At 58.4% G+C, this 24,504-nt stretch carries 23 protein-coding genes and 1 tRNA gene; 16 read left to right on the plus strand and 8 right to left on the minus strand.

What is annotated here, in order from left to right:
• The first annotated feature begins 402 nt into the window (after positions 1–402).
• The 5 genes from MUY21_RS10940 to MUY21_RS10960 all read left to right on the plus strand — a co-directional run bounded on the left by MUY21_RS10940 (position 403) and on the right by MUY21_RS10960 (position 7,963).
• A complete protein-coding gene (locus tag MUY21_RS10940) occupies positions 403–1,350 on the plus strand; it encodes a site-specific integrase (RefSeq protein ID WP_248410427.1) in 948 nt (315 codons plus the stop codon).
• Positions 1,351–1,692: 342 nt separating this feature from the next.
• Positions 1,693–2,673, plus strand: coding sequence for a carbon-nitrogen hydrolase family protein (locus MUY21_RS10945; RefSeq protein WP_191285332.1), 981 nt, complete (start codon positions 1,693–1,695; stop codon positions 2,671–2,673).
• Positions 2,674–2,735: 62 nt separating this feature from the next.
• Positions 2,736–5,492, plus strand: coding sequence for an aminotransferase class I/II-fold pyridoxal phosphate-dependent enzyme (locus MUY21_RS10950; protein ID WP_248410428.1), 2,757 nt, complete (start codon positions 2,736–2,738; stop codon positions 5,490–5,492).
• 18 nt (positions 5,493–5,510) lie between these two features.
• A complete protein-coding gene (locus MUY21_RS10955; protein ID WP_248410429.1) occupies positions 5,511–6,971 on the plus strand; it encodes a biotin carboxylase in 1,461 nt (486 codons plus the stop codon).
• Between the two features lie 11 nt (positions 6,972–6,982).
• Positions 6,983–7,963: a C45 family peptidase gene (locus tag MUY21_RS10960; protein WP_248410729.1), complete on the plus strand. Its 981-nt coding sequence runs from the start codon at positions 6,983–6,985 to the stop codon at positions 7,961–7,963.
• 333 nt (positions 7,964–8,296) lie between these two features.
• On the opposite strand, the gene MUY21_RS10965 is transcribed toward MUY21_RS10960, so the two are convergent.
• Together MUY21_RS10965 and MUY21_RS10970 are read right to left on the minus strand one after the other, a co-directional pair.
• The gene (locus MUY21_RS10965) at positions 8,297–10,153 is read right to left on the minus strand and encodes a caspase family protein (protein WP_248410430.1); all 1,857 of its coding nucleotides are present in this window, start codon (positions 10,151–10,153) and stop codon (positions 8,297–8,299) included.
• Between the two features lie 298 nt (positions 10,154–10,451).
• Positions 10,452–11,753 carry a hypothetical protein gene (locus MUY21_RS10970; RefSeq protein WP_248410730.1) on the minus strand — a complete coding sequence of 434 codons (1,302 nt, stop codon included), beginning with the start codon at positions 11,751–11,753 and terminating at the stop codon, positions 10,452–10,454.
• Between the two features lie 212 nt (positions 11,754–11,965).
• Between MUY21_RS10970 and hpaE the strand changes: the two genes are divergently transcribed.
• The 6 genes from hpaE (at position 11,966) to MUY21_RS11000 (ending at position 17,886) form a co-directional block, all read left to right on the plus strand.
• Positions 11,966–13,474, plus strand: a complete 1,509-nt coding sequence (gene hpaE / locus MUY21_RS10975; RefSeq protein WP_248410431.1) for a 5-carboxymethyl-2-hydroxymuconate semialdehyde dehydrogenase — start codon at positions 11,966–11,968, stop codon at positions 13,472–13,474.
• Between the two features lie 80 nt (positions 13,475–13,554).
• Positions 13,555–14,397: a 3,4-dihydroxyphenylacetate 2,3-dioxygenase gene (gene hpaD, locus MUY21_RS10980; protein ID WP_248410432.1), complete on the plus strand. Its 843-nt coding sequence runs from the start codon at positions 13,555–13,557 to the stop codon at positions 14,395–14,397.
• Positions 14,398–14,407: 10 nt separating this feature from the next.
• A complete protein-coding gene (locus MUY21_RS10985; RefSeq protein ID WP_248410433.1) occupies positions 14,408–15,262 on the plus strand; it encodes a fumarylacetoacetate hydrolase family protein in 855 nt (284 codons plus the stop codon).
• Positions 15,259–16,059: a 2-oxo-hept-4-ene-1,7-dioate hydratase gene (gene hpaH / locus MUY21_RS10990; RefSeq protein WP_248410434.1), complete on the plus strand. Its 801-nt coding sequence runs from the start codon at positions 15,259–15,261 to the stop codon at positions 16,057–16,059. Before MUY21_RS10985 ends, hpaH begins: the two co-directional genes overlap by 4 nt.
• A gap of 109 nt (positions 16,060–16,168) precedes the next feature.
• A complete protein-coding gene (locus tag MUY21_RS10995) occupies positions 16,169–17,293 on the plus strand; it encodes an aminodeoxychorismate synthase component I (RefSeq protein ID WP_248410435.1) in 1,125 nt (374 codons plus the stop codon).
• The gene (locus MUY21_RS11000; protein ID WP_248410436.1) at positions 17,248–17,886 is read left to right on the plus strand and encodes an aminotransferase class IV family protein; all 639 of its coding nucleotides are present in this window, start codon (positions 17,248–17,250) and stop codon (positions 17,884–17,886) included. Before MUY21_RS10995 ends, MUY21_RS11000 begins: the two co-directional genes overlap by 46 nt.
• Before the next feature lie 40 nt (positions 17,887–17,926).
• Here MUY21_RS11000 and MUY21_RS11005 read toward each other — a convergent pair.
• A tRNA-Tyr gene (locus tag MUY21_RS11005) sits at positions 17,927–18,010 on the minus strand.
• Positions 18,011–18,180: 170 nt separating this feature from the next.
• Between MUY21_RS11005 and rlmB the strand changes: the two genes are divergently transcribed.
• The 3 genes from rlmB (at position 18,181) to MUY21_RS11020 (ending at position 20,203) form a co-directional block, all read left to right on the plus strand.
• Positions 18,181–18,963, plus strand: coding sequence for a 23S rRNA (guanosine(2251)-2'-O)-methyltransferase RlmB (gene rlmB / locus MUY21_RS11010; protein ID WP_248410731.1), 783 nt, complete (start codon positions 18,181–18,183; stop codon positions 18,961–18,963).
• Positions 18,964–19,029: 66 nt separating this feature from the next.
• Positions 19,030–19,506: a YHS domain-containing (seleno)protein gene (locus tag MUY21_RS11015; protein WP_248410437.1), complete on the plus strand. Its 477-nt coding sequence runs from the start codon at positions 19,030–19,032 to the stop codon at positions 19,504–19,506.
• A gap of 244 nt (positions 19,507–19,750) precedes the next feature.
• On the plus strand, positions 19,751–20,203 hold the full coding sequence (locus MUY21_RS11020; RefSeq protein ID WP_248410438.1) for a CoA-binding protein: 453 nt from the start codon (positions 19,751–19,753) through the stop codon (positions 20,201–20,203).
• An 82-nt stretch (positions 20,204–20,285) separates the two neighbouring features.
• On the opposite strand, the gene MUY21_RS11025 is transcribed toward MUY21_RS11020, so the two are convergent.
• Together MUY21_RS11025 and hisF are read right to left on the minus strand one after the other, a co-directional pair.
• Entirely contained in the window at positions 20,286–20,600 is a 315-nt protein-coding gene (locus tag MUY21_RS11025) for a phosphoribosyl-ATP diphosphatase (RefSeq protein WP_248410439.1), read from the minus strand.
• Entirely contained in the window at positions 20,597–21,376 is a 780-nt protein-coding gene (gene hisF, locus MUY21_RS11030) for an imidazole glycerol phosphate synthase subunit HisF (RefSeq protein ID WP_248410440.1), read from the minus strand. Before hisF ends, MUY21_RS11025 begins: the two co-directional genes overlap by 4 nt.
• Before the next feature lie 100 nt (positions 21,377–21,476).
• On the opposite strand from hisF, the gene MUY21_RS11035 reads away from it, so the two are divergent.
• Positions 21,477–21,920, plus strand: a complete 444-nt coding sequence (locus MUY21_RS11035; RefSeq protein ID WP_191285346.1) for a DUF302 domain-containing protein — start codon at positions 21,477–21,479, stop codon at positions 21,918–21,920.
• On the opposite strand, the gene hisA is transcribed toward MUY21_RS11035, so the two are convergent.
• Positions 21,917–22,633: a 1-(5-phosphoribosyl)-5-[(5-phosphoribosylamino)methylideneamino]imidazole-4-carboxamide isomerase gene (hisA, locus tag MUY21_RS11040; protein WP_248410441.1), complete on the minus strand. Its 717-nt coding sequence runs from the start codon at positions 22,631–22,633 to the stop codon at positions 21,917–21,919. The genes MUY21_RS11035 and hisA overlap by 4 nt on opposite strands.
• A gap of 137 nt (positions 22,634–22,770) precedes the next feature.
• On the opposite strand from hisA, the gene MUY21_RS11045 reads away from it, so the two are divergent.
• Positions 22,771–23,154: a DUF2147 domain-containing protein gene (locus tag MUY21_RS11045; protein WP_248410442.1), complete on the plus strand. Its 384-nt coding sequence runs from the start codon at positions 22,771–22,773 to the stop codon at positions 23,152–23,154.
• Between the two features lie 50 nt (positions 23,155–23,204).
• Here the strand turns inward: MUY21_RS11045 and hisH are convergent, their stop codons facing one another.
• A complete protein-coding gene (gene hisH, locus MUY21_RS11050; RefSeq protein ID WP_248410443.1) occupies positions 23,205–23,843 on the minus strand; it encodes an imidazole glycerol phosphate synthase subunit HisH in 639 nt (212 codons plus the stop codon).
• A 24-nt stretch (positions 23,844–23,867) separates the two neighbouring features.
• Positions 23,868–24,455: an imidazoleglycerol-phosphate dehydratase HisB gene (gene hisB, locus MUY21_RS11055; protein ID WP_248410444.1), complete on the minus strand. Its 588-nt coding sequence runs from the start codon at positions 24,453–24,455 to the stop codon at positions 23,868–23,870.
• Between the last annotated feature and the right edge of the window lie 49 nt (positions 24,456–24,504).

Below are 24,504 nucleotides of genomic sequence, written 5' to 3' on the forward strand. Positions count from 1 at the left end.
TGTTTCGCATGGCATGCATGCGCGGCGATATCGAACTCGAAGGGCCGTTCAAGAAGGCGCTGGAAGGCTTGATGGAAATGGCTGAGGTGGCTTCGGCAAGCAGATAGGCCAGCTGAGATGTCAGAGAGCAAGACGAGATACCATTGCGGATAATTTATCTATGTAGCCACAACGTAAATTATCTGCACGGCTTGCCTTCTGCCAAGTGTGCTTCCGGCTAGAGTGCTGCCGTCACAAATGGAGATCCAATAGAATTTGGGTGTGATGGCGTGATCGCAAGGTGGTCGATCTTAACCACCTGTAATTTGGTGAGATTTCTTAGAATCTTGATGGGAAAACACCCGACGGCTTAATCCACCCTCGCTATAATATGTTCAGAACAATCGAAAAGGAAAACTGCATATGGGTAAGCCCAAGAAAACCGTCTCAGATGCCTGCGATAGCTGGTTGAAAACCTGTCTGCGTAATGAGCTCGAACGCTCTACGCTGAAGGCTTATCGAAGTCATGCCAAGATCCATATTGAACCGAGGATAGGACATCTTCTGGTCAGTGATCTGTCGCGCAGTGAAGTCCGAGATTTCATGGATGAACTGCTTGACGACGACGTATCCCGTGCGCTGGTAAAGAAGATCATGATCAGCCTGCGAGCCATTCTTTCGGAAGCCGTGGAACGCGAATGGGCGACCCATAATGCTGCTGCTGAAGTGAAAGTCAAACGAAGCTCACGTCGCGATGCGAAGCGCGCTGAAATTCCCACCAAGGAAGAGATCCGGAAGATCATCAACAATGCCCCAAAGACACATCGGGCCATGTTCATCACGGCTATCTTCACGGGTATGCGGATTTCCGAATTGAGGGGACTGACCTGGGAAGCTGTGGACTTCGATCGTAAAGTAATACGCGTATTCCAGCGCGCAGATGAGTATTGCGAGATCGGCTTGCCAAAGAGCAGGGCAGGGGCCCGTGAGATCCCGATGGCTCCGATGGTACTCAACACACTAGGCGATTGGCAGGCGCTAAGGCTGAAGAGCGATCAGAATCTGGTCTTCCCAAATACGGTTGGCAAAGTGCAGAATTACTCAAATATCTACAACCGCGTGTTCAAACCAATGTTGGTTGAGAACGAGATTGTCGATCACGAAGGAAATGCAAAGTTTGGCATTCATGCACTCCGACATGCCGCCGCATCGCTGTTCATTGAGCAAGGCTGGACGCCGAAGAAGATTCAGACGCTTCTTGGGCACGCTTCGATCACCATGACAATGGATGTCTATGGGCACCTCTTCGAGAATGCGGAAGAAGATGTATCTATGTTTGAGAAGTTGGAGCGAGATCTGTTGGCCGCGTAGATACAGCGCAAAAATGCGTCACGCATCCAATGCCGCCGTCATGATCACGAAACACACTTTGCGCGAGGGGTGTCAATAGTTTCGCTCCTTGGTCGCTGCGGTGAACCAGAAATCCTTCGTTACGAAAACCTCAAATCTGTCCCGCAGGCGCTGATGTTAAACACCCATCAGGACGTGCTTCGAAGACCGAACCAGAAAAGAAAGATTGGTTCCTTTAGGATTGCAGCGGTTCTGAACTGTCTCTATGTACCACGTTCCGGGTGTGCAGATGCTTTCTTGTTCTTCCATCTCGAAAGAGAGTAGCCTCATCCCGACTTCTGAGCTCTTACGGAGATCGACTAGATGACGCCATTCGCAGTTGCCGGTGTGCAAATGTACGTGAATGCATTGCAGCCGAACGTAGACGGCATGATCCATCGACTGGATGTGCTCATGGCACGGTTTCCGTGGACGCAAATGGTGCTGTTCAGCGAGCTTGCGCCCTTTGGGCCGTTGACCAAAACCGCGCTGCCATTGCAGAATGAGGCGATTGACCGGTTCCGCGAGGCTGCGGTGAAGCACAATATCTGGCTGATCCCTGGCTCGATGTTCGAGCGTACTGAGGATGGACAGATCTACAACTCCTCTACGGTGTTGAACCCGCAGGGTGAGACGGTGGCGGTCTACCGAAAGATGTTCCCCTTCCGCCCGTATGAAGCGGGGGTGGCGGCTGGAACCGGGTTTTGCGTGTTCGACGTGCCCGAGGTTGGTCGGTTCGGCTTGTCGATTTGCTATGATATATGGTTTCCCGAGACCACGCGCCAACTGACCAGCCAGGGCGTGGAGGTGTTGTTGCACCCCGTCCTGACCGGCACCACCGATCGCGATGCCGAACTGGCGATTGCGAGGGCCACCGCCGCACAGTTCCAGTGTTATGTCGTTGATGTCAATGGGTTGGGCGCTGGCGGGGTTGGCCGATCCTGCGTCATTGACCCGTCGGCGACCGTTCTGCACCAATCGGCAGGGCAAGAGGACATGTTCCCGCTGGAGTTGGACCTGAACCAGGTGCGCAGACAGCGCGAAACCGGGATGAAGGGACTGGGCCAGGTGCTCAAGAGCTTCCGCGACCGTTCGGTCGACTTTCCGATCTATGACCGCAGCAGTGGCACCGACGCCTACCTGCATCAGCTGGGGCCGCTTGAGACGCCCAAGCAAGGCTCTCGCGCAGGTATCCTTTTGGACGAGGAGGGCAGGGCGGCCATGCCGGTCAAGCCCTTCGCGCGCCGCACCCATCCGAAGGATCATCAGGAACTGTTCGATCCGGTAAAATCCTCGAGTAGTTGACGTGAAGCGATAAACAGTCAGTATGGGAGGCTCGTCCGTTTTTACAACGCGGGGATCCTGCCATGCAGTCCATGAGTGACTACTACTCGGCGATCCAGCTTCGATCGGATCGATGGAGCGCCATGCGCGAGGCGACAGCAGCACTTGCCCGCGACCCTGGTGGAACACGCTCCGACAAGCAGATCGAGAAGATTAACCAGCTGTTCGAGTCGCTCGCTCTGATCGAGGCGTATTGGGCTTTTCCAGGCGTGCAGGCCTTCGATCACATTCGACGGCAGTTCGAACACAAGAACTATGAGGACGTTGCATTCGCCGTGCAGCGGATCACCCGGGCACTTACGACGGGTGCATATCGACGGCGACACATTCCACTGGAACGCGACAGCGCAGATGCCGAGGAACATGAAGACGAGGTGATCCAATCCATCGAAGCTCGTGCTCTGGCAAAGCCGTATTTCGAGGTGATGATCGTCGATGATGTGAACGAGCATCAGGAGCGCTGGCTGAAGAGCAACTTTTCTAGGATGCGGCGGTTTGAAGACCCCTTCCACTATGAAACGGTTGTGGTTCCCAGCCTGCAGGACGCGCTGATCGGGATTCTCTTCAATCACAATATTCAGGCCATCGTGGTTCGGCCGGGCCTGATCATGGAATCCAAGGTTGAGCTGTCTATTCTGACCCGCTACTTGAACCGTGCGGGAGGGATTGATTCAATCGAGGCGCTGTTGCCCGAGGATTATGGTCCCGAGCTTTGCCGTTTGATCGCCAAGGTGCGCCCCGAGCTGGATGCCTATCTGGTGACGGATCGTTCCGTTGAAGATATCGCCGGGCTTGATCTGGGGATATGCAGGCGAGTTTTCTATAATCAGGAAGACTTCCTGGAGCTTCACTTGAATATCCTGCGCGGTGTTCAGGCGCGCTACAAGACCCCGTTCTTTACCGCGCTCGTCGAATACTCCAAGCAACCAACCGGCGTCTTTCACGCCATGCCGATCAGCCGGGGCAAGTCGATTTCGCGCAGCCACTGGATTCAGGATATGGGTGCGTTCTATGGACCCAACATCTTCCTTGCGGAGACCTCGGCCACGTCTGGCGGGCTTGACAGCCTGCTGGAGCCGCATGGCCCCATCAAGGAAGCGCAGGAACTGGCCAGCCGGGCCTTTGGATCGAAGCAAACCTATTTTGCCACCAACGGCACCTCGACGTGCAACAAGATCGTCGTGCAGGCGCTGGTCCGACCCGGCGATATCGTTCTGGTCGACCGCGATTGCCACAAGTCGCACCATTACGGCATGGTTCTGGCTGGCGCGCAGGTAGTCTATCTCGACAGTTACCCACTCAATGAATACTCGATGTATGGCGCGGTTCCACTGCGCGAAATCAAGCATCAGCTCTTGCGGCTCAAAGCAGCGGGCAAGCTTGATCGGGTGCGCATGCTTCTGCTGACCAACTGCACATTTGACGGGGTTGTCTACAACGTCGAGCGGGTGATGGAGGAATGCCTCGCGATCAAGCCCGATCTCGTATTCCTCTGGGATGAGGCATGGTTCGGATTTGCCCGGTTTGGCCCAACTTACCGGCAACGCACCGGTATGAACGCGGCGAACAACCTGCGGGAAAGGTTACGCACCGCGGACCATGCCCGTGCTTACGAACAGCAGAAGACAGAGTTGGAAGGCGCTGACGAGGAAACACTGCTCAACACGCGACTTCTTCCGCCACCTGCAGCACGTGTGCGCATATATGCAACGCAATCCACCCACAAAACGCTGACGTCGCTTCGGCAGGGCTCGATGATCCATGTGAACGATCAGGACTTCAAAGGTGAGGTCGAAGCGAGTTTCCAAGAAGCCTACATGACGCACACATCAACGTCGCCCAATTACCAGATTATCGCCAGCCTTGATGTGGGGCGGCGTCAGGTCGAGCTGGAAGGGTTCGAATTTGTCCAGCGGCAGGTCGAAGCGGCCATGTCGATGCGCCGCGCCATCGCAACTCACCCCTTGCTTCAGAAATACTTTAAGGTTTTGACCGCCGGCGACATGATTCCCGAACAGCACCGCGAAAGCGGGGTGCAAACCTATTACGACCCCGAGCAGGGCTGGACCGATATCTGGGATTGCTGGGAGAAGGACGAGTTTGTCTTGGATGCCACGCGCGTGACGCTGGCAGTCGGTGGCACGGGCTGGGACGGCGACACCTTCAAAACCGATATCCTGATGGACAAGTACGGCATCCAGATCAACAAAACCTCGCGCAATACTGTGCTGTTCATGACCAATATCGGAACGACGCGATCGTCGGTGGCCTACCTGATCGAGGTGCTGGTCGAGATCGCCAAGGAACTCGATGAATTGCTTGACGACGCTTCGATTATGGAGCGGCGCGGGTTTGAAAAGCGCGTCGCCAACCTGATGCATGATTTGCCTCCATTGCCGGATTTCAGCCGTTTCCACGATGCATTCCGAACAGATCAGATCACCGGAGAGGGGGATATCCGTTCAGCCTTCTTTCTGAGCTACGATGAGAAGAATTGTGATTATCTCGAACTCGACGGATCAATTAACGAGGCGCTCGAAAGCGGTGAGGATCTGGTTTCGGCTTCGTTCATTATTCCGTATCCGCCAGGGTTTCCGATCCTTGTCCCTGGCCAGGTGGTGAGTAAGGAAATCCTGGGTTTCATGCGGGCTTTGGATGTGAGTGAAATCCACGGCTATCGCGATGATCTAGGGCTAAGGGTGTTCACGCAAGAGGCACTGAAGCAACTGGCCAAGACCAACGCCGCCCGGCTGAAACTGAACGATGCGCGCCATAAATGATAATGATGGGAGGACCCAATGCCAAAGGCCGTCTTGAAGAATATCTCGGAAATCCGCCGTCACTTCCACCGAAACGAGGATCCGATTTATTTCATCTCCGCGACCAACTTCAATCTGCTGGGCTTGGACGAATGGTGCAAGAATTTCAAATATATATGCTACATTGACTGCTATGATGGCAGGCATCCCAATGTCTTCTGCCCGTCTGAGCAGCCCCATGCCGAGTTTCAGTCGATCGAGGATATCAACAACTACCTTCTGCAGCACAAGGAAGTGATTGACCTGATCAAGCGGCGCGGGGGGAAACCGAAATTCGTCTTCCTGATGTTCGACGAAGAAACCGAGCGGCTGAGCAAGGAGCTGGGCGCCGAGGTCTGGTTCCCCAAGGCCAAGCTGCGTACCAGCATGGACAACAAGATCGAAACCGTTCGCATCGGCAACAAGGCGGGCGTGCCGTCGGTGCCCAATGTGCTGGCCGAGGTGAAATCCTACGAGGACTTGCGCAAGACCTGCGAGAAAGCCGGGATCGGACATGATCTGGTTTTGCAATCGGCCTTTGGCGATAGCGGGCACACGACCTTCTTTGTCAAATCCGAAGCTGATTTCCGGCGTCACGAGCACGAGATCGTTGGCGAAGGCGAGATTAAGATCATGAAGCGGATCGACTGTCGTGGCTCGGCGATCGAGGCCTGCGCGACCAAGGAAGGCACCATTGTGGGCCCGCTGATGACCGAGCTTGTGGGTTTCAAGGAACTCACCCCCTATCGTGGCGGCTGGTGCGGGAACGAGATTTTCTCGACCGCCTTTCCCCCGAAGGTGCGCCAACAAGCCCGCGAACTGACTTTCAAATTCGGCGAGCAGCTGCGCAAGGAAGGGTATCGCGGCTATTTTGAGCTGGATTTCCTGATCGACAAGAAAACTAATGAGATCTGGCTGGGGGAACTGAATCCACGCATCACTGGTGCATCTTCCATGACCAACCATGCGGCTTTCGCCCATGCGGATGCGCCCCTGTTTCTGTTTCACCTGCTTGAGTTTTCGAGGAAGAAGTTCAATCTGGATGTGGAGGAGTTGAACGAACGCTGGGCTGATCCTGCAATGATTGACAGCTGGTCGCAGATGGTGATCAAGCATACCGAAGACACGGTTGATATCGCATCGCAGGTGCCCGAAACTGGTATCTACAAAATGAACGAGGATGGCAGCATCAGTTTTGACCGTTTCGACTATCACCGCCGCGCGGTGGAAAGCGAGAACGAGGCGTTCTTCCTGCGCATACTCCAGCCGGGTGACTATCGATATGAAGGGGCCGATATCGGCATAATTGTCACTCGCGGCCGATCGATGACGCAGGGCTTCAAGCTAAACGAGCGCGGCAAGCGTTGGATCCACGGAATCAAACAGGGTGTCGCCGGGCGACCGTTGCCCATGGCCGAGGCGGGGCCTGCCTTGGCCGATCCCGCGTTCAAGATCATGTAGTGTCAGACCGGATGCAGCTGAACTGGCGGGCCATATCTGAGGCGGAGCCTGGTCCTGTCTGGGCCGAGCTATTCGGCGAATACTGGCCGGACTATCACCGCTGGTGGCTGCGCGATGGGGCCGAGGCGCGCCCAGGTTATTTGGACAGTGTAAAGGCCCTGCACGAGTACATGCCCGAACTGGTGCCGCTCTTCGAACAGCTGTGCGCGCTTGCCGGCGGTTCAGATCACGCCGCGCGGTTTTTGTCTCTCTATTGCCCGCCCCCCTATCTGTCGGGGTGCAGTCAGGCGATCTGGCCCGGAGCTGAGCCGGTTCTGGTGCGAAATTATGATTACAGCCCGCACGCCTTTGACAGCCTGATCCTGCACACTTCCTGGCAGGGCCGCACGGTGATGGGCACAAGCGATGGCATGTGGGGCCTTGTGGACGGTATGAACGATGCCGGGCTGGCGGTGTCGCTGACCTTCGGTGGCCGCAGGGTGGTGGGTGACGGGTTTGGCGTGCCGCTGATCCTGCGCTATGTGCTTCAGACCTGCGAAACCGCGAAAGAGGCGGGCGAAGTGCTGAAACGAGTGCCCACGCATATGAGCTACAATGTGACGGTTGTCGATGCCAAACGGAAGTATCTGACCGCCCTGATGGCCCCGGACCGCGAGACCATACTCACGACTGCGGCAGTCGCCACCAATCACCAAGAGCGTGTAGAGTGGGCCAGCCACGCCAGGTTTACCGCCACTGTCGAACGCGAACGGTTCCTTTTGCAACGACTGACGCTCCATGTCGAACCGCAAGAGAAGTTCATCAACTCATTCCTGCGACCGCCGCTCTATTCCACTGCATTCACTCAGGGCTTCGGCACGCTTTACACGGCTGTCTACAGGCCCAGGAAACGGAAGCTCGACATCCATTGGCCCAAGGCCCGGTGGGAGCTGCATCTCGACAATTTCCAAGGTGGCGCGAGGCAGATCTTCACTCCTGTACACACAGTTTGAACCTTTGTTGGAACCTGAGCCCGCTTCGTGTGACAAGTTTCTTTGCGCGTATTTTGTAGAAGCGACAAACGGCAAGATTGTGGGCAATCTGCGCCCCCCCCCTTTTTTGCACCAGACGCACTTTAAAGACTCTCGGCTAATCCATGAGGTCTGTGGTGTTCGACCCTAGAGCTACCCGCTAGCCTCGACTTCTGCGGTGCGGCCCTCCGGAGAAGGAGTTGCTAAGATTTCTTACGAATTCCTCACAGAATATCGATGATCAAATGATTGGATTTGTCACGAGAAACGCACCTTACGGTCGATACCGCCCTGCGCAAGATCATCGCGCAGAGATCAGCAGGTCGAATACTCCGGCGCCAAAACAAGGCCTCTTGTGTTGGTTCCCACCTCATCGGGTACAATTGCCCCACGAGATATCCAACACTCGAGCAACTCAAAATCGGACTCGGATAGCGCGATGTTGTCGTGTTCGGAAACCGTCGGCATAGCCCGCAAAATACCGGATTCCGCAGGATTGCCTGCTGTAATGAGTGAGCTGTTTCCCGCTATCCGCTCCAGTGTCTCGAGATTAGGGCTCATACCTGACGAGTTGTGGCAACCCGCACACTTGTCGAGCAGCAGGTCGTGAACGCCGGTTGCCAGCTCTGAGTCTGACATCAGAACGGTAAATCCGTCGACGCCACTCTCAATTGGATTGACAGGCGCCGGTCGAAGATCGAGCGCAGCAGTTTGAATGAAAGGATTGTCACGGCAAGCGTCCAGTAAGATCAACGTGTATTCCACGGTCGACTCACGGATCGCGCGGATGACACTGCGGATAGTCATTGCGCCCGCTTCGAGGTCTCGCTTGTTTTGTATGTCTGCATCAACAGGAAGCATGTAATTCTCATTGTCGACCTGCACTCCATGACCGGAATAGTAGAACGCAACAATGGTCGGCGCCTCGGAAGCTTCGATCAAGTCAACAACTCCATCCAACGTATAGTTTAGCTCTTCCAGTGATACATCCGTCGCTATCAATGTCATGAAGCCCAGGTCACGGAAGGAACTGGAGACTGAAACAACGTCCGAGATCGGAGTTTGTAGGTCGGGTGCATTTATATAGTCCGCATTACCGACAATAAGCGCGATCTTTCGAAAACTGCGATCTGCCAGATTTAGACTGACACCCAGTTCATTCTGAAAATCTGGAACCTGATCTCCACTCGTCTGCGTTGAAACGGCGGCCTTGACCTTCGGCGCGATGTAGTCGACATCGGTAGCGCCATCCCTAAGTGCCTCACTGAGCGCATAGCTGAACGGAGAGGTCTTTCCATCAATCGTGTTCACATCGAACGCCACCTTTCCCGGTGCAGTTGCGTACATCACGAGTGATCGCGTGGGTGCGTCAAACCCAGCCAAGCCCATCGTGCCGAATTTCTCAGTACCATCGTATCGGTTTGTTCCGACCCAGGATGTGTATGATAGCGCCAAGGCACCGATCAAAGCTGCAATGACCACATAGCGATAAGGAAGCCGCAGCATTCCGAGTGCCCAGTTGGGCCTTACGCCGGAGGCTTCGACCTTCGAGACAACAAACCTGTCCTCCCTGATCAGCGGAACCCAGAACTCGCGGGCAAACTCCAGCGATAGAAATTCGCTGTGCCCGAGGTCATGAAAGCGGTCACGGACCGCGACTGCTCCGAAGCCATCGACGCCTGACGTGCCATAGCCCCAAGTCAGGGATTTGGCCGCCAGAGGCCAGACATCACGCATGCCGCATTCGTTGACTATCGTATTGCGCTGCTCCGCCTCGGGGAATTGCGAGGCCAAACGATCCCAGGGGAAATCTTGAGCGATGATGGAGCCACACAAGATGATCCGCTTCAAGCGGATACGCGGATTGGAAAGTAGTACTCTTGAGAGCGCGTAGGTTCCGAAGCTATGCGCGATTATAGTAACTTCGTGATCCGGATAACGATGCAGTGTTTCTTCAATCCGTCTTTCAATCTTTCTTATTGTAGGTGTCTTCAGAAACCTAAATGGAAGCAGGAACCTCAGAAGATCAAACCGTCCGTATTTAACTGGAATAACGGTCGTGCCGGTCTCTTCCTCCAGCAAAATCGAAAGCGGCCCCTGCCACCAGGCACGAGTTCGTATGCCATGCAGCAGAAGGACAATCTGAGGGGCGCCAGACCTTTCTTCTTTCATTTGTACATGATGCTTCCTCGTACGAACCTTCGTCAACAAATGTTCAATATGCAGCGATCCGGCCTTTGGATCTCCTCGATCTGGTCCCGCGTGGATGACCCGATGGGCGGGACAACTATGCGCGAAATCGCCAACTCGGAGACCGAGAAGGACTGTCGGCAACTGGCTATGACTGGAACCACGCGTCGTGCGGGATCGTTGTTCAGTGACTGCTCTGGGGTCATGGTAAACCGATGCGTGCGAAACACCTGGAACGCTCGCCAAATCTCATTGTTGTTCGCGAACTAAACTCTCGGCCTCATTCATTACCAAAGTGCAGCAGGCGCACTTCGCCGGTGGTGATTTGGACAGCATAGATACGATACGCCCCAGCGTCTGAATGGGCGCTGTCGCGGCGCGCCACAGCTTCGAGAAGCAGCCACCCGTTACGATAGGCGTGGGGTGTCAGCGGTGGCCCATGTTCGTTTCCATAGTCGAACAGATCGGTCAGCCCGGGAAAGGCTGTGGTAAGGATGAAGATTGAAGAACGGCTTCCGTCCAAACCGAAAACCTTGATCTCGCCTGTTCGGGAAAAGGCGCCAGTTGTAATGAGCAAGCGACTCTTGGGATCATAGAGCAACCCGGCTGCGTCATACTCGTCCAGGCTGGTCACAACTGCCCACGCCCCGGTCTGTACATCGATAGAGTAAAGATAGCCTTCCGCGCCATAGGTGATGCAATAGATCGTCTGCGAGTCTGGGTCATAAACGGCCGCTGCCGGCAGGAAGATGTCAGGGACATTGGGTGTTGCCGCAAACCGGCGCGTGCCTGTTGGGCCAGTAAGGTCAATCCCCTTCTCATCGAATACCAGGGTGAACTGTGAGTTGCTGCCCCTGTTGTCGAACCAGTCGCGGATTTCCGGCGGCAGATCATCGGACGCGACGACCAGCTGCGAAAGGTAGTCACGCGCGAAACCGGCGGTTCTCGTATCAGCTTGATCTATCTTCACAGGCACGTCGGTGGCTTTGTGTATCCCCCGAAAGCTGCTGATCCGCTCTGTTTCCATACTGTCGGCCAAAGTGTCGATGAGCGTTCGGAATTTCCGCCCCAATGGGCGAAAAACAAGGGGCAGCCCAGAGACCTGAAATCCGGCCATCGGAATCCCAAAGAGAGTGACCTTGCTGTTTCTCGGGCTTGGACCACTCCTTATGATCTCGCCGATACTGGTCCCTTCCGTTGCCTCGACCTTCCAGTGCAGTTCCCCATCGTCCAGCAACACAAGACCGATTTCTCGACCTGGTCGATCCACCAAGACCCGGGCCTCGGGCAAGGCATAGTAATCCTCCGTCTGGTACCCTTTGCCGACCGCCACGACGTGTATCTCGCGCTGGGCCAAAACCGGACCGGCAAGTCCCAGCAAAAGGCAAATCAACAAGCTTCTGTGCAAACGGAACATCGGCGTCTCAGTTAACGACTGGGCGACGACGTGACTGAAGTCTGCCGTCACCGGGTTACGATGCATTTTACCGCGGCGGCTCGCTCCAGTCGAGAACAGCAGCCCACGGTTCTTTGCGCATTGTTCGGTTAAAGTAGCTGCAACGTAAATGTATGGATTCTGCACCAATCAAATCTTCTGGATGGATTGAAAATCCTCGTGTCGGTGGTTCGATTCCGCCCCCGGGCACCATTCGCTTCTCTCAAATTTGCCAATTAGCGCCCTTCCATCGGCATCTTTCCGTACAAGCCCCCCTTCAGCTTGACAGCATCAGGTAAAATTAGTTAACAAGTGAAATAAATATGCGCAGCAGTTTGCCTGCAACGTAAGGGGGCGGAATGAACAGTTTGACTGAGAACATGACCAAACTGGAAGGATATTTGGCAAGGTTTCGCGAAAAAGGTGTTCCGAACCGCATCGGAGGCAAGGACAGGGCCGGGGCAGGGGGGGTGTTCGCAAACCACACGCCCGTCGACGAAAGCCTGATCTGCAACGTGGCCCTCGGCACCGCCAAAGACATCGACACCGCCGCACAAGCTGCTCATGATGCGTTTGCCGACTGGCGTGACATGGCCGCGACCGAGCGGCGAAAGATCCTGATCCATCTTGCCAATGCGATCGAGGCACGGGCCGAAGAAATTGCCCTGTGCGAATGCTGGGATACCGGGCAAACCATCCGCTTCATGTCAAAGGCCGCGCTGCGCGGGGCCGAGAATTTTCGCTATTTCGCGGATCAGGTGGTGCAGGCAAGGGATGGACAGCATCTGAAATCGCCAACCCTGATGAATATCACCACCCGGGTGCCGATCGGCCCGGTGGGCGTCATCACGCCGTGGAACACGCCATTCATGCTGTCAACCTGGAAGATCACGCCCGCCCTGGCGGCGGGTTGTACCGTCGTGCACAAACCCGCCGAAGCCAGCCCCCTGACCGCGCGGCTCCTGGTCGAGATCGCAGAAGAGGCCGGCCTGCCTCCCGGCGTGCTGAACACCGTCAACGGCTTTGGCGAAGACGCGGGCAAGGCGCTATGTGAACACCCGAAAATTCGCGCCATCGCCTTCGTGGGGGAAAGCCGAACAGGGACACGAATCATCAGACAGGGGGCGGACACGCTGAAACGCAACCATCTGGAGTTGGGCGGCAAGAACCCGGTCATCGTCTTCGATGATGCCGATCTCGACCGGGCGCTTGATGCCGTGATTTTCATGATCTTCTCAATCAACGGCGAACGCTGCACTTCGTCCTCCCGCCTCATCGTGCAGGACACGATCCGTGACGCGTTCGAAGCGAAACTGATCGAACGGGTGAACAACATCAAAGTTGGCCACCCGCTTGACCCCGCGACGGAAATTGGCCCGCTCGTCACGCAAGAGCATTTCAACAAGGTGACGTCGTATTTCGACATTGCGAAACAGGACGGTGCAACGATTGCCGCCGGCGGGATGACGGTCGGGGACCAGGGCTATTTCATCCGTCCCACCTTGTTCACCAATGCCACCAACGACATGCGCATCGCGCGGGAAGAAATCTTCGGCCCCGTCCTCACCTCGATTCCCTTCACAACCGAAAACGAAGCGCTCGCCATGGCCAATGACACACCTTATGGGCTGACCGGCTATCTCTGGACCAACGATCTGACCCGCGCGCTGCGCTTCACAGACAAGCTGGACGCCGGGATGATCTGGGTGAACTCCGAAAACGTGCGCCACCTGCCGACGCCATTTGGCGGCACCAAAGCCTCGGGCATCGGACGCGATGGCGGTGACTGGTCTTTCGATTTCTATATGGAGCAGAAACATATCGGCTTTGCCACCGGCCAACACAAAATCATGCGATTGGGTGCGTAGCTGGTCTTTTTCTTGTTATAAATATCCCGGGGAGCACGAGGGGCTAGCCCCTCGTTCCGACAGACGCCAAAGGAAATCCGATGGGACAGATCGTTCAGGCCGCGAAAATCACCCATGTGCCCAGCATCTGGATGTCGCACACGATGGAAAAATACAAAGGCATCCGCCAACCCGCGCTGGATGGCTATGCAAGGCTCAGGCGGGATGCGATTGACAGGGGCGTCGAAACCTTCATCGTATTCGACACCCATTGGATCACCAACCAGGGATTTCACCTGAACGCCAAAGATCATCACAACGGACGCTTCATCAGCCATGAACTGCCGCATATGCTGGCGGATATGGAGTTTGACTACCGGGGCGACAGTGCTCTGGCCCACAGCATCCTGAATGTGCTTGAAGAACGTGGCGAACGCGCCATGGGTCACGCGCAACCCGATCTGGGAATGGAGTATGGCACACTTTTGCCAATGCATTTCATCAACGAGGGCGTGAATGCCCGCGTCCTGCCCGTCGCCGTGAACCAATTCTCGTCCATTGAGGAAAACCGCCGCTGGGGCGCAGCCATCGCCGAAGGCATCCGGCGGTCGGATCGCAAGGTCTCGGTGCTGGCATCCGGGTCGCTCAGCCATGACTTCACGCCGAACGAACGCTCGGTCGACGGGCTGAACTCGGTCAATGGCGAGTTCAACCGCCAGATGGACCTGCGCGTGCTCGATCTGTGGCAGAACGGCAAATGGGCCGAGTTTCTCGACCTCCTGCCCGACTATGCCGTCAAATGCACCGGCGAATGCGCGATGAATGACACCGCGCTTCTGTTCGGGGCGCTGGGCTGGAAGGATTACGAGGGCCGTATCGACATCTACACGCCCTATTTCGGCAGCTCCGGCACCGGGCAGGCCAATATCAGTTTCTCGGTCTGACGGGGCCTGCATGCGGATTTCCAGTTTCACCGCCGGGGGCAAGGCCCTCTATGGCGCGATCACCGAAGCCGGGGCGGTCGCCCTGTCGACAGAGTTTCCCCAATGGCCGACGCTGTATGACGCCATTGCGGCGGGGGGCTTTGGCAGGCTTGTCGAAGCGGGGCGGGGCCGGGCCGTCACGCACACGGATTTCACCTTTGACATGGTGATGCCCGATGCGCGGCGCATCCTGTGCGTCGGCGTCAACTTCCCGGATCGTAACGCGGAATACAAGGATGGCAGCGCGCAACCCGAACACATGTCGCTGTTTCCACGCTTCGCCAGCGGATTTACCGGGCACGATCAACCGCTGATCCGCCCACCGGAAAACCATACGTTGGACTATGAAGGCGAGGTTGCCATTGTCATCGGCACGGCCGGACGCCGGATCGCGGCCAAGGATGCCTATGATCACATCGCCGCCCTGACGCTTTGCAACGAAGGGACCATCCGCGACTGGGTGCGGCACGCCAAGTTCAACGTCACGCAGGGCAAGAATTGGGATCGCTCCGGTGCGATGGGGCCATGGCTCGTGCCGTTCACCGATCCTGCACAACTGGATGACGCGCGCCTCCAGACCCGCGTGAACGGTGAGCTGCGGCAGGACGATCACTTGCGCAACATGATGTTCCCGATCCGCGAAGAGATCGCCTATATTTCGACCTTCATGACGCTTCAGCCCGGTGACATCATTGTCACCGGCACGCCAACCGGGGCAGGCGCACGGTTCGATCCGCCACGCTATCTGGTGCCCGGTGACGTGGTCGAGGTCTCGGTCGTGGGCATCGGCACCCTGCACAACACCGTCGCGGACGAAGCGCCATGACCCCGGACGATCACACCGCAGCGGCTGCCGATTTGCTGGACGCTGAGCGGGCAGGCAAGCAAATCGGTTTGCTTACACTGCGCCACCCTGAAATGGGGATGGACGATGCCTATGCCGTGCAAAAGGCGCTCTGCGACCAGAAGCAGGCCGACGGGCGCCGGGTGATTGGCTGGAAGATCGGCCTGACCTCGAAGGCCATGCAATATGCGCTGGATATCGACATTCCCGACAGCGGCATCCTGTTCGATGACATGCTGTTTGACTCCGGTGCGACGGTGCCCGCCGGGCGCTTTATCCAACCCCGGATCGAGGCCGAGATTGCGTTCGTGATGAAATCTTCGCTGAGCGGTGCTGACGTGACGCGGGAAGATGTGATTGCCGCCACAGATTACGTCAGCCCGTCGCTTGAAATCCTCGATACGCGCATATGCCGGGTTGACCCGGAGACCGGGCAGACGCGGACCGTATTTGATACGATCAGCGATAATGCGGCCAATGCAGGCGTCGTTTTGGGCGAGGATCGCCACGCCATCGATGCGCATGATCTGCGCTGGGTGGGCGCAATCACCTTCCGCGATGGCGAGGTCGAGGAAACCGGGCTGGGGGCGGGCGTTCTGAACGATCCCGTTGAAAGCGTCGCCTGGCTGGCCCGGCGCATGACCCAATATGGCCAGCGCATCGAACCAGGGCAGATCATCTTGTCGGGCAGTTTCATCCGCCCAGTGGAATGCCCGCCCGGCACCGACATTCATGCCGATTTTGGCCCGTTCGGCGCTGTCGGTATTCATTTTGCCTGATGGTCGGCATGGGGTCTGCGCCGCAATCGCGCGTCGCTGGGGCGCAAATGGTTGCACGCCTTCGCAAACTGTTTGATAGAACCGGGGTCCATCCAGACGGAGACCCCGCGTGAAGCTGCGCTTTGATCACGGCTCAGACCAGACGCCCTGCCAGTTCGACACGCCCCGGCGGCTGATCGTGGCGCGCGAAGTGCAGGATGTTGCCCCCGCGCTGGCCGAGTTGGATCACGCCCGTGCGCGAGGTGCCTGGGTGGCCGGGTTTGCCAGCTATGAACTGGGATACGCGCTGGAGCCGCGCCTTGTGCCCCTGATGCCTTCGACCCGGCGCCTGCCGCTGTTGCAGTTTGGCGTTTATGACGACCCCTGCACACCCGACGTGTTTGCCGATGGTCCCGCTGCGTTGGCCGGACTGTCACCGGATTGGACCCGCGATCGTTATGACCGCGCGTTCCAACGGGCGCATGACTATATCTGTGCGGGCGATACCTATCAGGTAAACCTGACCTTTCCGATCCGCGGTCACGCGCCCGGACCGCATCACGCTCTTTATGGCGCGCTGGCCCGCATCCAGCCTGTGCGGTTCGGTGCGCATGTGCAGGCCGCGGGTCTGCCCGCAATTCTGTCCCGCTCGCCCGAACTGTTCTTCCGCACCTCTGCCACGGGCCAGATCGAAACGCGCCCGATGAAAGGCACGCAACCGCGCAGCGCCGATCCGATTGAAGACGCCCACCGAGTCGATTTCCTGCGCAACGACGAAAAGAACCTGGCGGAAAACCTGATGATCGTTGACCTCTTGCGCAATGACATTTCGCGGATCTGCACAGCAGGCAGCGTTTGTGTGCCCGAGCTGTTCACTGTGGAAAGCTATGAGACCGTGCATCAGATGGTTTCGCTCGTGCGCGGCCAGATGCAGGAAGGCACCGGGCTGGGCGACATATTCCAGGCACTGTTTCCTTGTGGCTCGATCACCGGGGCGCCGAAACTGCGCGCGATGGAGGTCATCGCCGAGCTTGAGGACAGCCCGCGCGAGATCTATTGCGGCACCATCGGTTGGGCCGCGCCGGACGGGCGGTCGGAGTTCAACGTCGCCATCCGCACCCTGATGGTCGAGGATGGCGCGGTGACGCTGAATGTCGGCGGCGGCGTCGTCTTTGACAGCACCGCGCCGTCGGAATACGAGGAAGCCCTATGGAAAGCACGTTTCGCGACGCAATTGATGACGACGCAAGGCTGATCGAAACGATGCTGTGGACGCCCGAGGGCGGGGTTCACAGGCGGGAACGACACTTGGCCCGGCTGGCGGGTTCGGCGGCGCGGCTGGGATTTGTTCTGCCGAAGGCAAATGCGGTGCTGGACGGGGTTGCGGCCCCATCTCCGCGCCGGTTGCGGCTGACACTGAACCGTCACGGTACGCTTGATCTGTCGACGACACCGCATCAGCCGCTGGTCCCTGACACGATCTGGTCCGTGCAGATTTCGTCACGGACGCTTCTGTCAGATGACCCGTGGTTGACGGTCAAATCCACCCGCCGGGCGCTCTATGACAACACCCGGGCGGCGTTGCCCCGCGGTGTTGATGAAGTCGTTTTTCTGAATGAACGAAGTGAGTTATGCGAAGGGACGATCACCAATATCTTTGCTGATTTCGGGCAGGGGCTGGTCACGCCGCCGGTCTCTTGCGGCTTGTTGCCCGGCATCCTGCGCGAAGAACTGCTGGCAGAGGGGCGGGTCCAGGAGCGTATCATATCGGCGGATGACCTTCGCCATGCAAAGGCGATTTTCATCGGAAACGCCCTTCGCGGCCTGATCCCGGCGCGTATGGTCTGAGACCTTCATCCTTTGTGGGGAGGCGCTTGCCGGGGGAAAGTGGTGGGCGACCTTGGAATCGAACCAAGCGTGCGTCTCCGCGAGGGAGTTACAGTCCCCTGCCACACCTTGCGGCCTGTCGCCCACTTTCCCGGCGCGTGTTGCGCCGAATGTGGGGCTGATTATCCCGCCCACGCCGAAGGGTCAATACGAAAATTCGTCCATTTTTCGCCCACTGTCCGGTGATCGGCCCTTGTCTCGCCTACGCAATCGCCGCATTGTCCAGGCCTTGCGAAAAGAAGGGCATGCGGCATGGTGAAAAAGCCGAAATGGGTGGTTCAGAAGGAAAAGGCACGCCGCGATGCTGCGGCCGAAACCGTGTGGCTGTTCGGGCTGCACGCGGTGCGCGATGCGCTGATGAACCCGGATCGGGAACGGTTGCGCCTGATCGTGACAAAAAACGCGGCAGACAAATTGGCCGAGGCCATCGACGCGTCCGGCATGACACCGGAAATCGCCGATGCACGGAAATTTCCCGCGCCCCTTGATCCAAACTCGGTGCATCAGGGGGCGGCGCTTGAAGTGAAACCCTTGGCTTGGGGCAGTGTGGCCGACCGGGTGATGGGCGGGGCTGGGGGGCTGCCCGTTGTGGTGCTTCTGGACCGTGTCACCGACCCGCACAATGTGGGGGCCATCCTGCGGTCGGCCGAAGTGTTCGGGGCCAGCGCGGTCATCGGGACGGCGCGCGGGTCGGCGCCGGAAACGGGGGCGCTGGCCAAGACCGCCTCGGGCGCGCTTGAACGTCAGCCTTACCTACGAATCCGCAACCTTTCCGACACGATGGTCGAGCTGCGCGAGATGGGATTTGTGGTGCTGGGGCTGGATGGCGAGGCCGACATGACCCTTGATGCCGCTCTGGACGCCCATCCCGACCGCCCTGTCGCGCTGGTTCTGGGGGCCGAGGGGCCGGGGCTGCGTGACAAGACCAAAGCCACCTGCGATCACCTGGTCAAGATCCCATTTGCGCGCGATTTCGGGTCGCTCAATGTCTCGAACGCGGCTGCAGTGGCGCTTTCCCGCACACGCGCGTCCCGCTGATCACTTCCCCTTGAGGGGGGTGGATTTTTCTGCAGATAGTGATCTGATAAGGGCGTGGGGGGCCACATGAAGACAACACAACGATCACGCCGACAGGTACTGTCGGGACTGCTTGCTGCGCCGATTGCGGTTGGCTTGGTGGTGCCGCGTGCGCGTGCTGCGGCGGCTGCAGCGGTGTATATCGAAGATGGCGTGGCGTGGGACGGGCATGATCCCGTCGCCTATTTCACTACCGATGGACCGCTGCCCGGCCTGCCGGAATTTGCCTTTGACCACAACGGCGTGACCGTCCTGTTTGCCAATGACGAGCATCGGGCGATGTTTGCCGATGATCCGATGCGCTATGCACCGCAATATGGCGGCTATTGCGCCTATGCGATGAGCAAGGGGCAGATTGCGCCAACCGTGCCCGAGGCCTGGACGATCCATGACGGGCGTCTATATCTGAATTTCAGCCTTGGTGTGCGCGAGCTGTGGCGCGCAGATATGGATGGCCATATCGCTCAGGCGGACGGGTTCTGGCCTGGTGTGCTGAGCGGCTAAAACCCGGCGTGCCCGGTGCCGTGACGTGGTCGCGCCGTGTTCACAAGTTCTTTACAACCCCTTTTCCTACGTGGGTTTGCACATACTTGTTGATCGAGAGCGGGCTGTGGAACGCCCGATATCTCATTTCACTGTCCCTCGTTCCACCAACTTGCGCCCGACCATCTGGTTTCGGGCGCATTTTTCTTTTCACGGGCAGGGTTGGGGGATTGGAAACGGACCCGCATCAGCCTATCTGTCGCGCATGACACATGACGATACAAATGCCCGCCTGACATCCATCCTGACCTCGACCCGCGTGATCGGGCTGGTCGGGCTGTCCCACAAACCGGAACGTGCAAGCCATGAGGTTGCGGGATTTCTAAATCGGAAGGGATACCGCGTGATCGGGGTCAATCCCGGACTGGCCGGGCAGGAGATATTCGGCGAAACCGTTGTCGCTTCGGTCAGTGATCTGCCGCCCGAAACCGATATGATCGACCTGTTCCGCCGCTCGGACGCTGTCGCCCCCATTGTGGACGAGGCGTTGAATGCGCTGCCGGGTCTGAAGACGGTCTGGATGCAGCTGGGGGTCGAGAATGCCGAGGCCCGCGCGCAGGCCGAGGCAAAGGGTGTCACCGTGGTGGAGAATCGTTGCCCGAAGATCGAGTATCCGCGCCTCTTTGGCGATGCCGCGCTGGAGGAACTGGTCGGCTAGGCTCACATCGTGAGCCTGAGGGGCCAGCCCCTCGCGGCGATGCCGCTCACCCCGGGATATTTTCGGCCAGAAGAAACGAAGCTCAGTCTTTGCGGGCGGCTTTCTCGGCAATGCCCGAGGTGCCCTCGCGACGTTCGAGTTCGGCCAGCACGTCTGCCAAGGGTATGTCGCGCGCTGCCAGCATGACCAGCAGGTGGTAGAGCACGTCGGCGGCTTCGGCGGTCAGGTTGTCGCGGTCGCCTTTGGTGGCGGCGATGATGGCCTCGATCGCTTCTTCGCCGAATTTCTCGGCGCATTTTTCCGGGCCTTTCGATAGGAGTTTTGCGGTCCAGGAAGTGCCGGGATCGGCCGTTTTGCGGGCGTCGATGGTGGCGGCGAGGTGGTCGAGAATGCTCATGTCAGCCTCATCGGGATGCCGGCGGCGGCCATGTGTTCCTTGGCTTCGCGGATGGTGTAGTCGCCGAAATGGAAGATCGAGGCGGCAAGCACGGCACTGGCGCCGCCTTCGGTGACGCCTTCGACAAGGTGATCAAGTGTGCCGACGCCGCCGGAGGCGATGACGGGCACGTGCACAGCGTCCGAAATGGCGCGGGTGAGCGGCAGGTTGAAACCTGCGCGGGTGCCGTCGCGATCCATTGAGGTCAGCAGGATTTCACCCGCGCCTTTGCTCACCATCAGTTTGGCAAATTCGACCGCGTCGATGGGATCGCCGCTTTCATCAAGTGCGGGTTTGCGGCCCCCATGGGTGAAGATGCCCCATTTTCCGGGGGAGATGGTCTTGGCGTCGATGGCCACCACGATGCACTGGCTGCCGAACCGATCAGCCGAGCGCGCAATCACGTCCGGGTCGGCGACGGCGGCAGAGTTGAAGCTGACCTTGTCGGCCCCTGCAAGCAGCAGGTCGCGGACGTCTTCGGGCGTGCGTACGCCGCCGCCGATGGTCAGCGGCATGAAGCACTGTTCCGCCGTGCGCGTTGCCAGATCATACATGGTGCCGCGGTTTTCATGCGTGGCCTTGATGTCGAGAAAGCAAAGCTCGTCGGCGCCGGCGGCGTCATAGGCGCGCGCCTGTTCCACCGGGTCGCCCGCGTCGATCAGGTCGACGAAGTTGACGCCTTTGACGGTGCGACCCTCGGCCACGTCAAGGCAAGGTATGATGCGGGTTTTCAGCATTTCTGCGCGGTCCTTGGCTGATCACGGTTTGTTTTATTTGTTCAAGCCGTGACTGACCAGAGCATTGTCGCATTCAAACTTGGATAAAAGGAATGGGCTGATGATGAAACTTACCCTTGCAACGCTTGTGTCGATGGTTGCTCTGCCAGCGATGGCTGAAATAGTGAAAGTGCCCGCATCCGGTTCTGTTCCTGACACAATGGATGCTTTGGAGGCCGCTGTTGGGAACGCGGGCGCAACCGTGTTCGCGCGTGTCGATCATGCTGGCGGGGCTGCGTCGGTGGAGATGGAGCTTGCGCCCTCGCAGTTGCTGGTCTTTGGCAACCCCAAGCTGGGCACACCTGCCATGCAGGATGATCCGTTGGCCGGGTTGATGCTGCCTCTGCGGGTTCTGGTGTATGAGGATGGCGATGGCGCGGTCTGGCTTGCCTATGAAGCGCCCGCCGACATGCTGGGGGAGTTCGGCATCGCAAATGACGCGCCTTATGTCGGCATGATGACTGGCGCGCTGGACAAGTTGACGGCCGCGGCGGCTGGGGGCTAAAGCGCCGCCAACGCCGCTTTCAGATCAATCGCCCCATCATAAAGCGCCCGGCCCGAAATGGCACCGTTCAGGGATGCGCCGCAATCGCGCAGCGCAATAAGGTCGTCCAGAGAACTGACGCCACCCGATGCGATCACCGGGATTGACACGGCACGGGCGAGGGCGGCTGTCGCTTCGACATTCGGGCCTTGCATTGCGCCGTCGCGGTTGATGTCGGTGTAGATGATGGCGGAGACGCCAGCGTCTTCAAACGACTTGGCAAGGTCGGTGACCATCACGTCGGTTTCCACGGCCCAGCCTTTGGTGGCGACGCGGCCATTGCGGGCGTCGATCCCCACGGCCACCTTGCCGGGGAAGGCGCGGGCGGCTTCGCGCACCAGATCGGGGTTCTCGACAGCAACTGTCCCAAGGATCACGCGCGACAGGCCCTTTTCGATCCAGCCTTCGATGGTCGCCATGTCGCGGATGCCGCCACCCAACTGGGCGGGAACGTCGATGGCGGCAAGGATCGCCTCGACCGCAGCGCCGTTCACCGGTTCGCCTGCAAAAGCGCCGTTCAGGTCAACAAGGTGAATCCACTCGCAACCTGCATCCTGAAACGCCCGCGCCTGAGCCGCCGGGTCGTCGTTGAAGACGGTGGCCGCCTCCATCTCACCGCGCAGGAGGCGCACGCATTGGCCGTCTTTCAGGTCGATGGCGGGATAGAGGATCATGGCAGGCTCCGATGCTTGGTGCTTTTGGTGCTTTTTGCACGGAAGTTGCCGCTTGCCAAGCCACGCCTCCCGTCACGTCACACTTGCCATAATCGGTGTCTCGGGGTCAGGATATTTCCAGATTCAGGGAGGAATGAATGAAACGTTTGGTTATGGCGCTTGCGCTGAGTGTTGGTATGGCAGCACCCGCCTTCGCGGATGCTGTGGAAGGCGTGTGGAAAACGCAGGTGGATGACGGGAATTACGCCCATGTCACGATGTCGAAATGCGGGTCTGCGATCTGTGGTGTGATTTCCAAGGCCTTCAACGCAGACGGGCCGATCAAGTCCGAGAATATCGGCAAGCGGCTGGTCTGGGACATGCAGCCGAATGGTGGCGGCAAGTATTCAGGTGGCAAGATCTGGCAGCCCTCGACCGGCAAGGTCTTCAAATCCAAGATGACGCTCTCGGGCAACAGCCTGAAGGTGGAAGGCTGCGTTGCGGTGTTCTGCAAGAAACAAACGTGGTCACGGGTGAAATAAGCGGAACGAAACAGGACGATCGGGAGGGCGCTGTTTCAGCGCCCTTTCTTTCACGGCGTCCAGCTCAGGAAATTGGCGATCATCCGAAGCCCCGCAGCCTGACTTTTTTCCGGGTGGAACTGCATGCCGATCATGTTGTCACGCCCGACAATGGCCGTGATGTCGCCAGCATAGTCGCAATGGGCGAGCCGGTGCGCGGCGGCGTCCACCACGAAGTGATATGAGTGTACGAAATAGGCATGATCGCCTGTCGCAACCCCGTCCAGCACCGGGTGGGCGTGGTCAATCACCAGATCGTTCCAGCCCATATGCGGGACTTTCAGCGCCGGATCTGACGGGGTGATCTTGCGCACATGGCCCTTGATCCAGTCGAAGCCGGGGGTGTCCTGGTATTCATGGCTCATGGTGGCCAGCATCTGCATCCCCACACAAATCCCCATGAACGGGCGAGCCTGACGGATTACGGCCTCTTCCAGCGCCTCATAGATGCCGCGATGGTCGGAGAGCTGCTGACGACATGCCGGAAATGCCCCATCACCGGGCAGCACGATGCGGTCGGCACGGGCCACGTCCTCTGGCCGGGTGGTGACGATCACCTTGCCCGCGTCGGTTTCCGCCGCCATGCGTTGAAACGCTTTTTCGGCCGAGTGCAAGTTGCCGCTGTCATAGTCGATGATCACGGTCAGCATTAAGGGTCTCCGAGTGGGGTTGCGTTACAGCGCGCCCTTGGTCGATGGAATCGCGTCCGCCTTGCGCGGGTCGGTTTCAACGGCCAAGCGCAGCGCGCGCGCGACGGCTTTGAACCCCGCTTCGGCCACGTGGTGGGCGTTGAAGCCGTGCAACTGATCCACATGCAGCGTGATGCCGCCATTGGTCGCCAGCGCCTGAAAGAACTCGCGCACCAGTTCGGTGTCGAACGTGCCGATTTTGGGAGCGGTGAACTCCATGTTCCACACCAGATAAGGGCGGCCTGACAGATCAAGCGCGGCCCGCACCTGCGCGTCATCCATCGGCAGGTGGCATTCACCATAACGTCGGATGCCCTTCTTGTCGCCAAGGGCTTCGGTCAGGGCCTGCCCCAGCGCGATGCCGGTGTCTTCGACCGTGTGATGGTCGTCGATGTGCAAATCGCCTTCGGCACGGATCGTCATGTCGATCAGCGAATGGCGCGACAACTGGTCCAGCATGTGATCGAAGAACCCCACGCCTGTCTGGTTGTCATACGTGCCGGTTCCGTCGAGGTTCACCTCGACAGAAATCTCGGTTTCCGCAGTCTTGCGGGTGATCTTTGCGCGCCGCATCGGGTCGTCCTTCTTCCGTCTGCGCCCCTTATAGGGGGCAGGTGCGGCG

Origin of the sequence: Aliiroseovarius sp. S2029 (assembly GCF_023195575.1) — a bacterium.
Taxonomy (GTDB): domain Bacteria; phylum Pseudomonadota; class Alphaproteobacteria; order Rhodobacterales; family Rhodobacteraceae; genus Aliiroseovarius; species Aliiroseovarius zhejiangensis.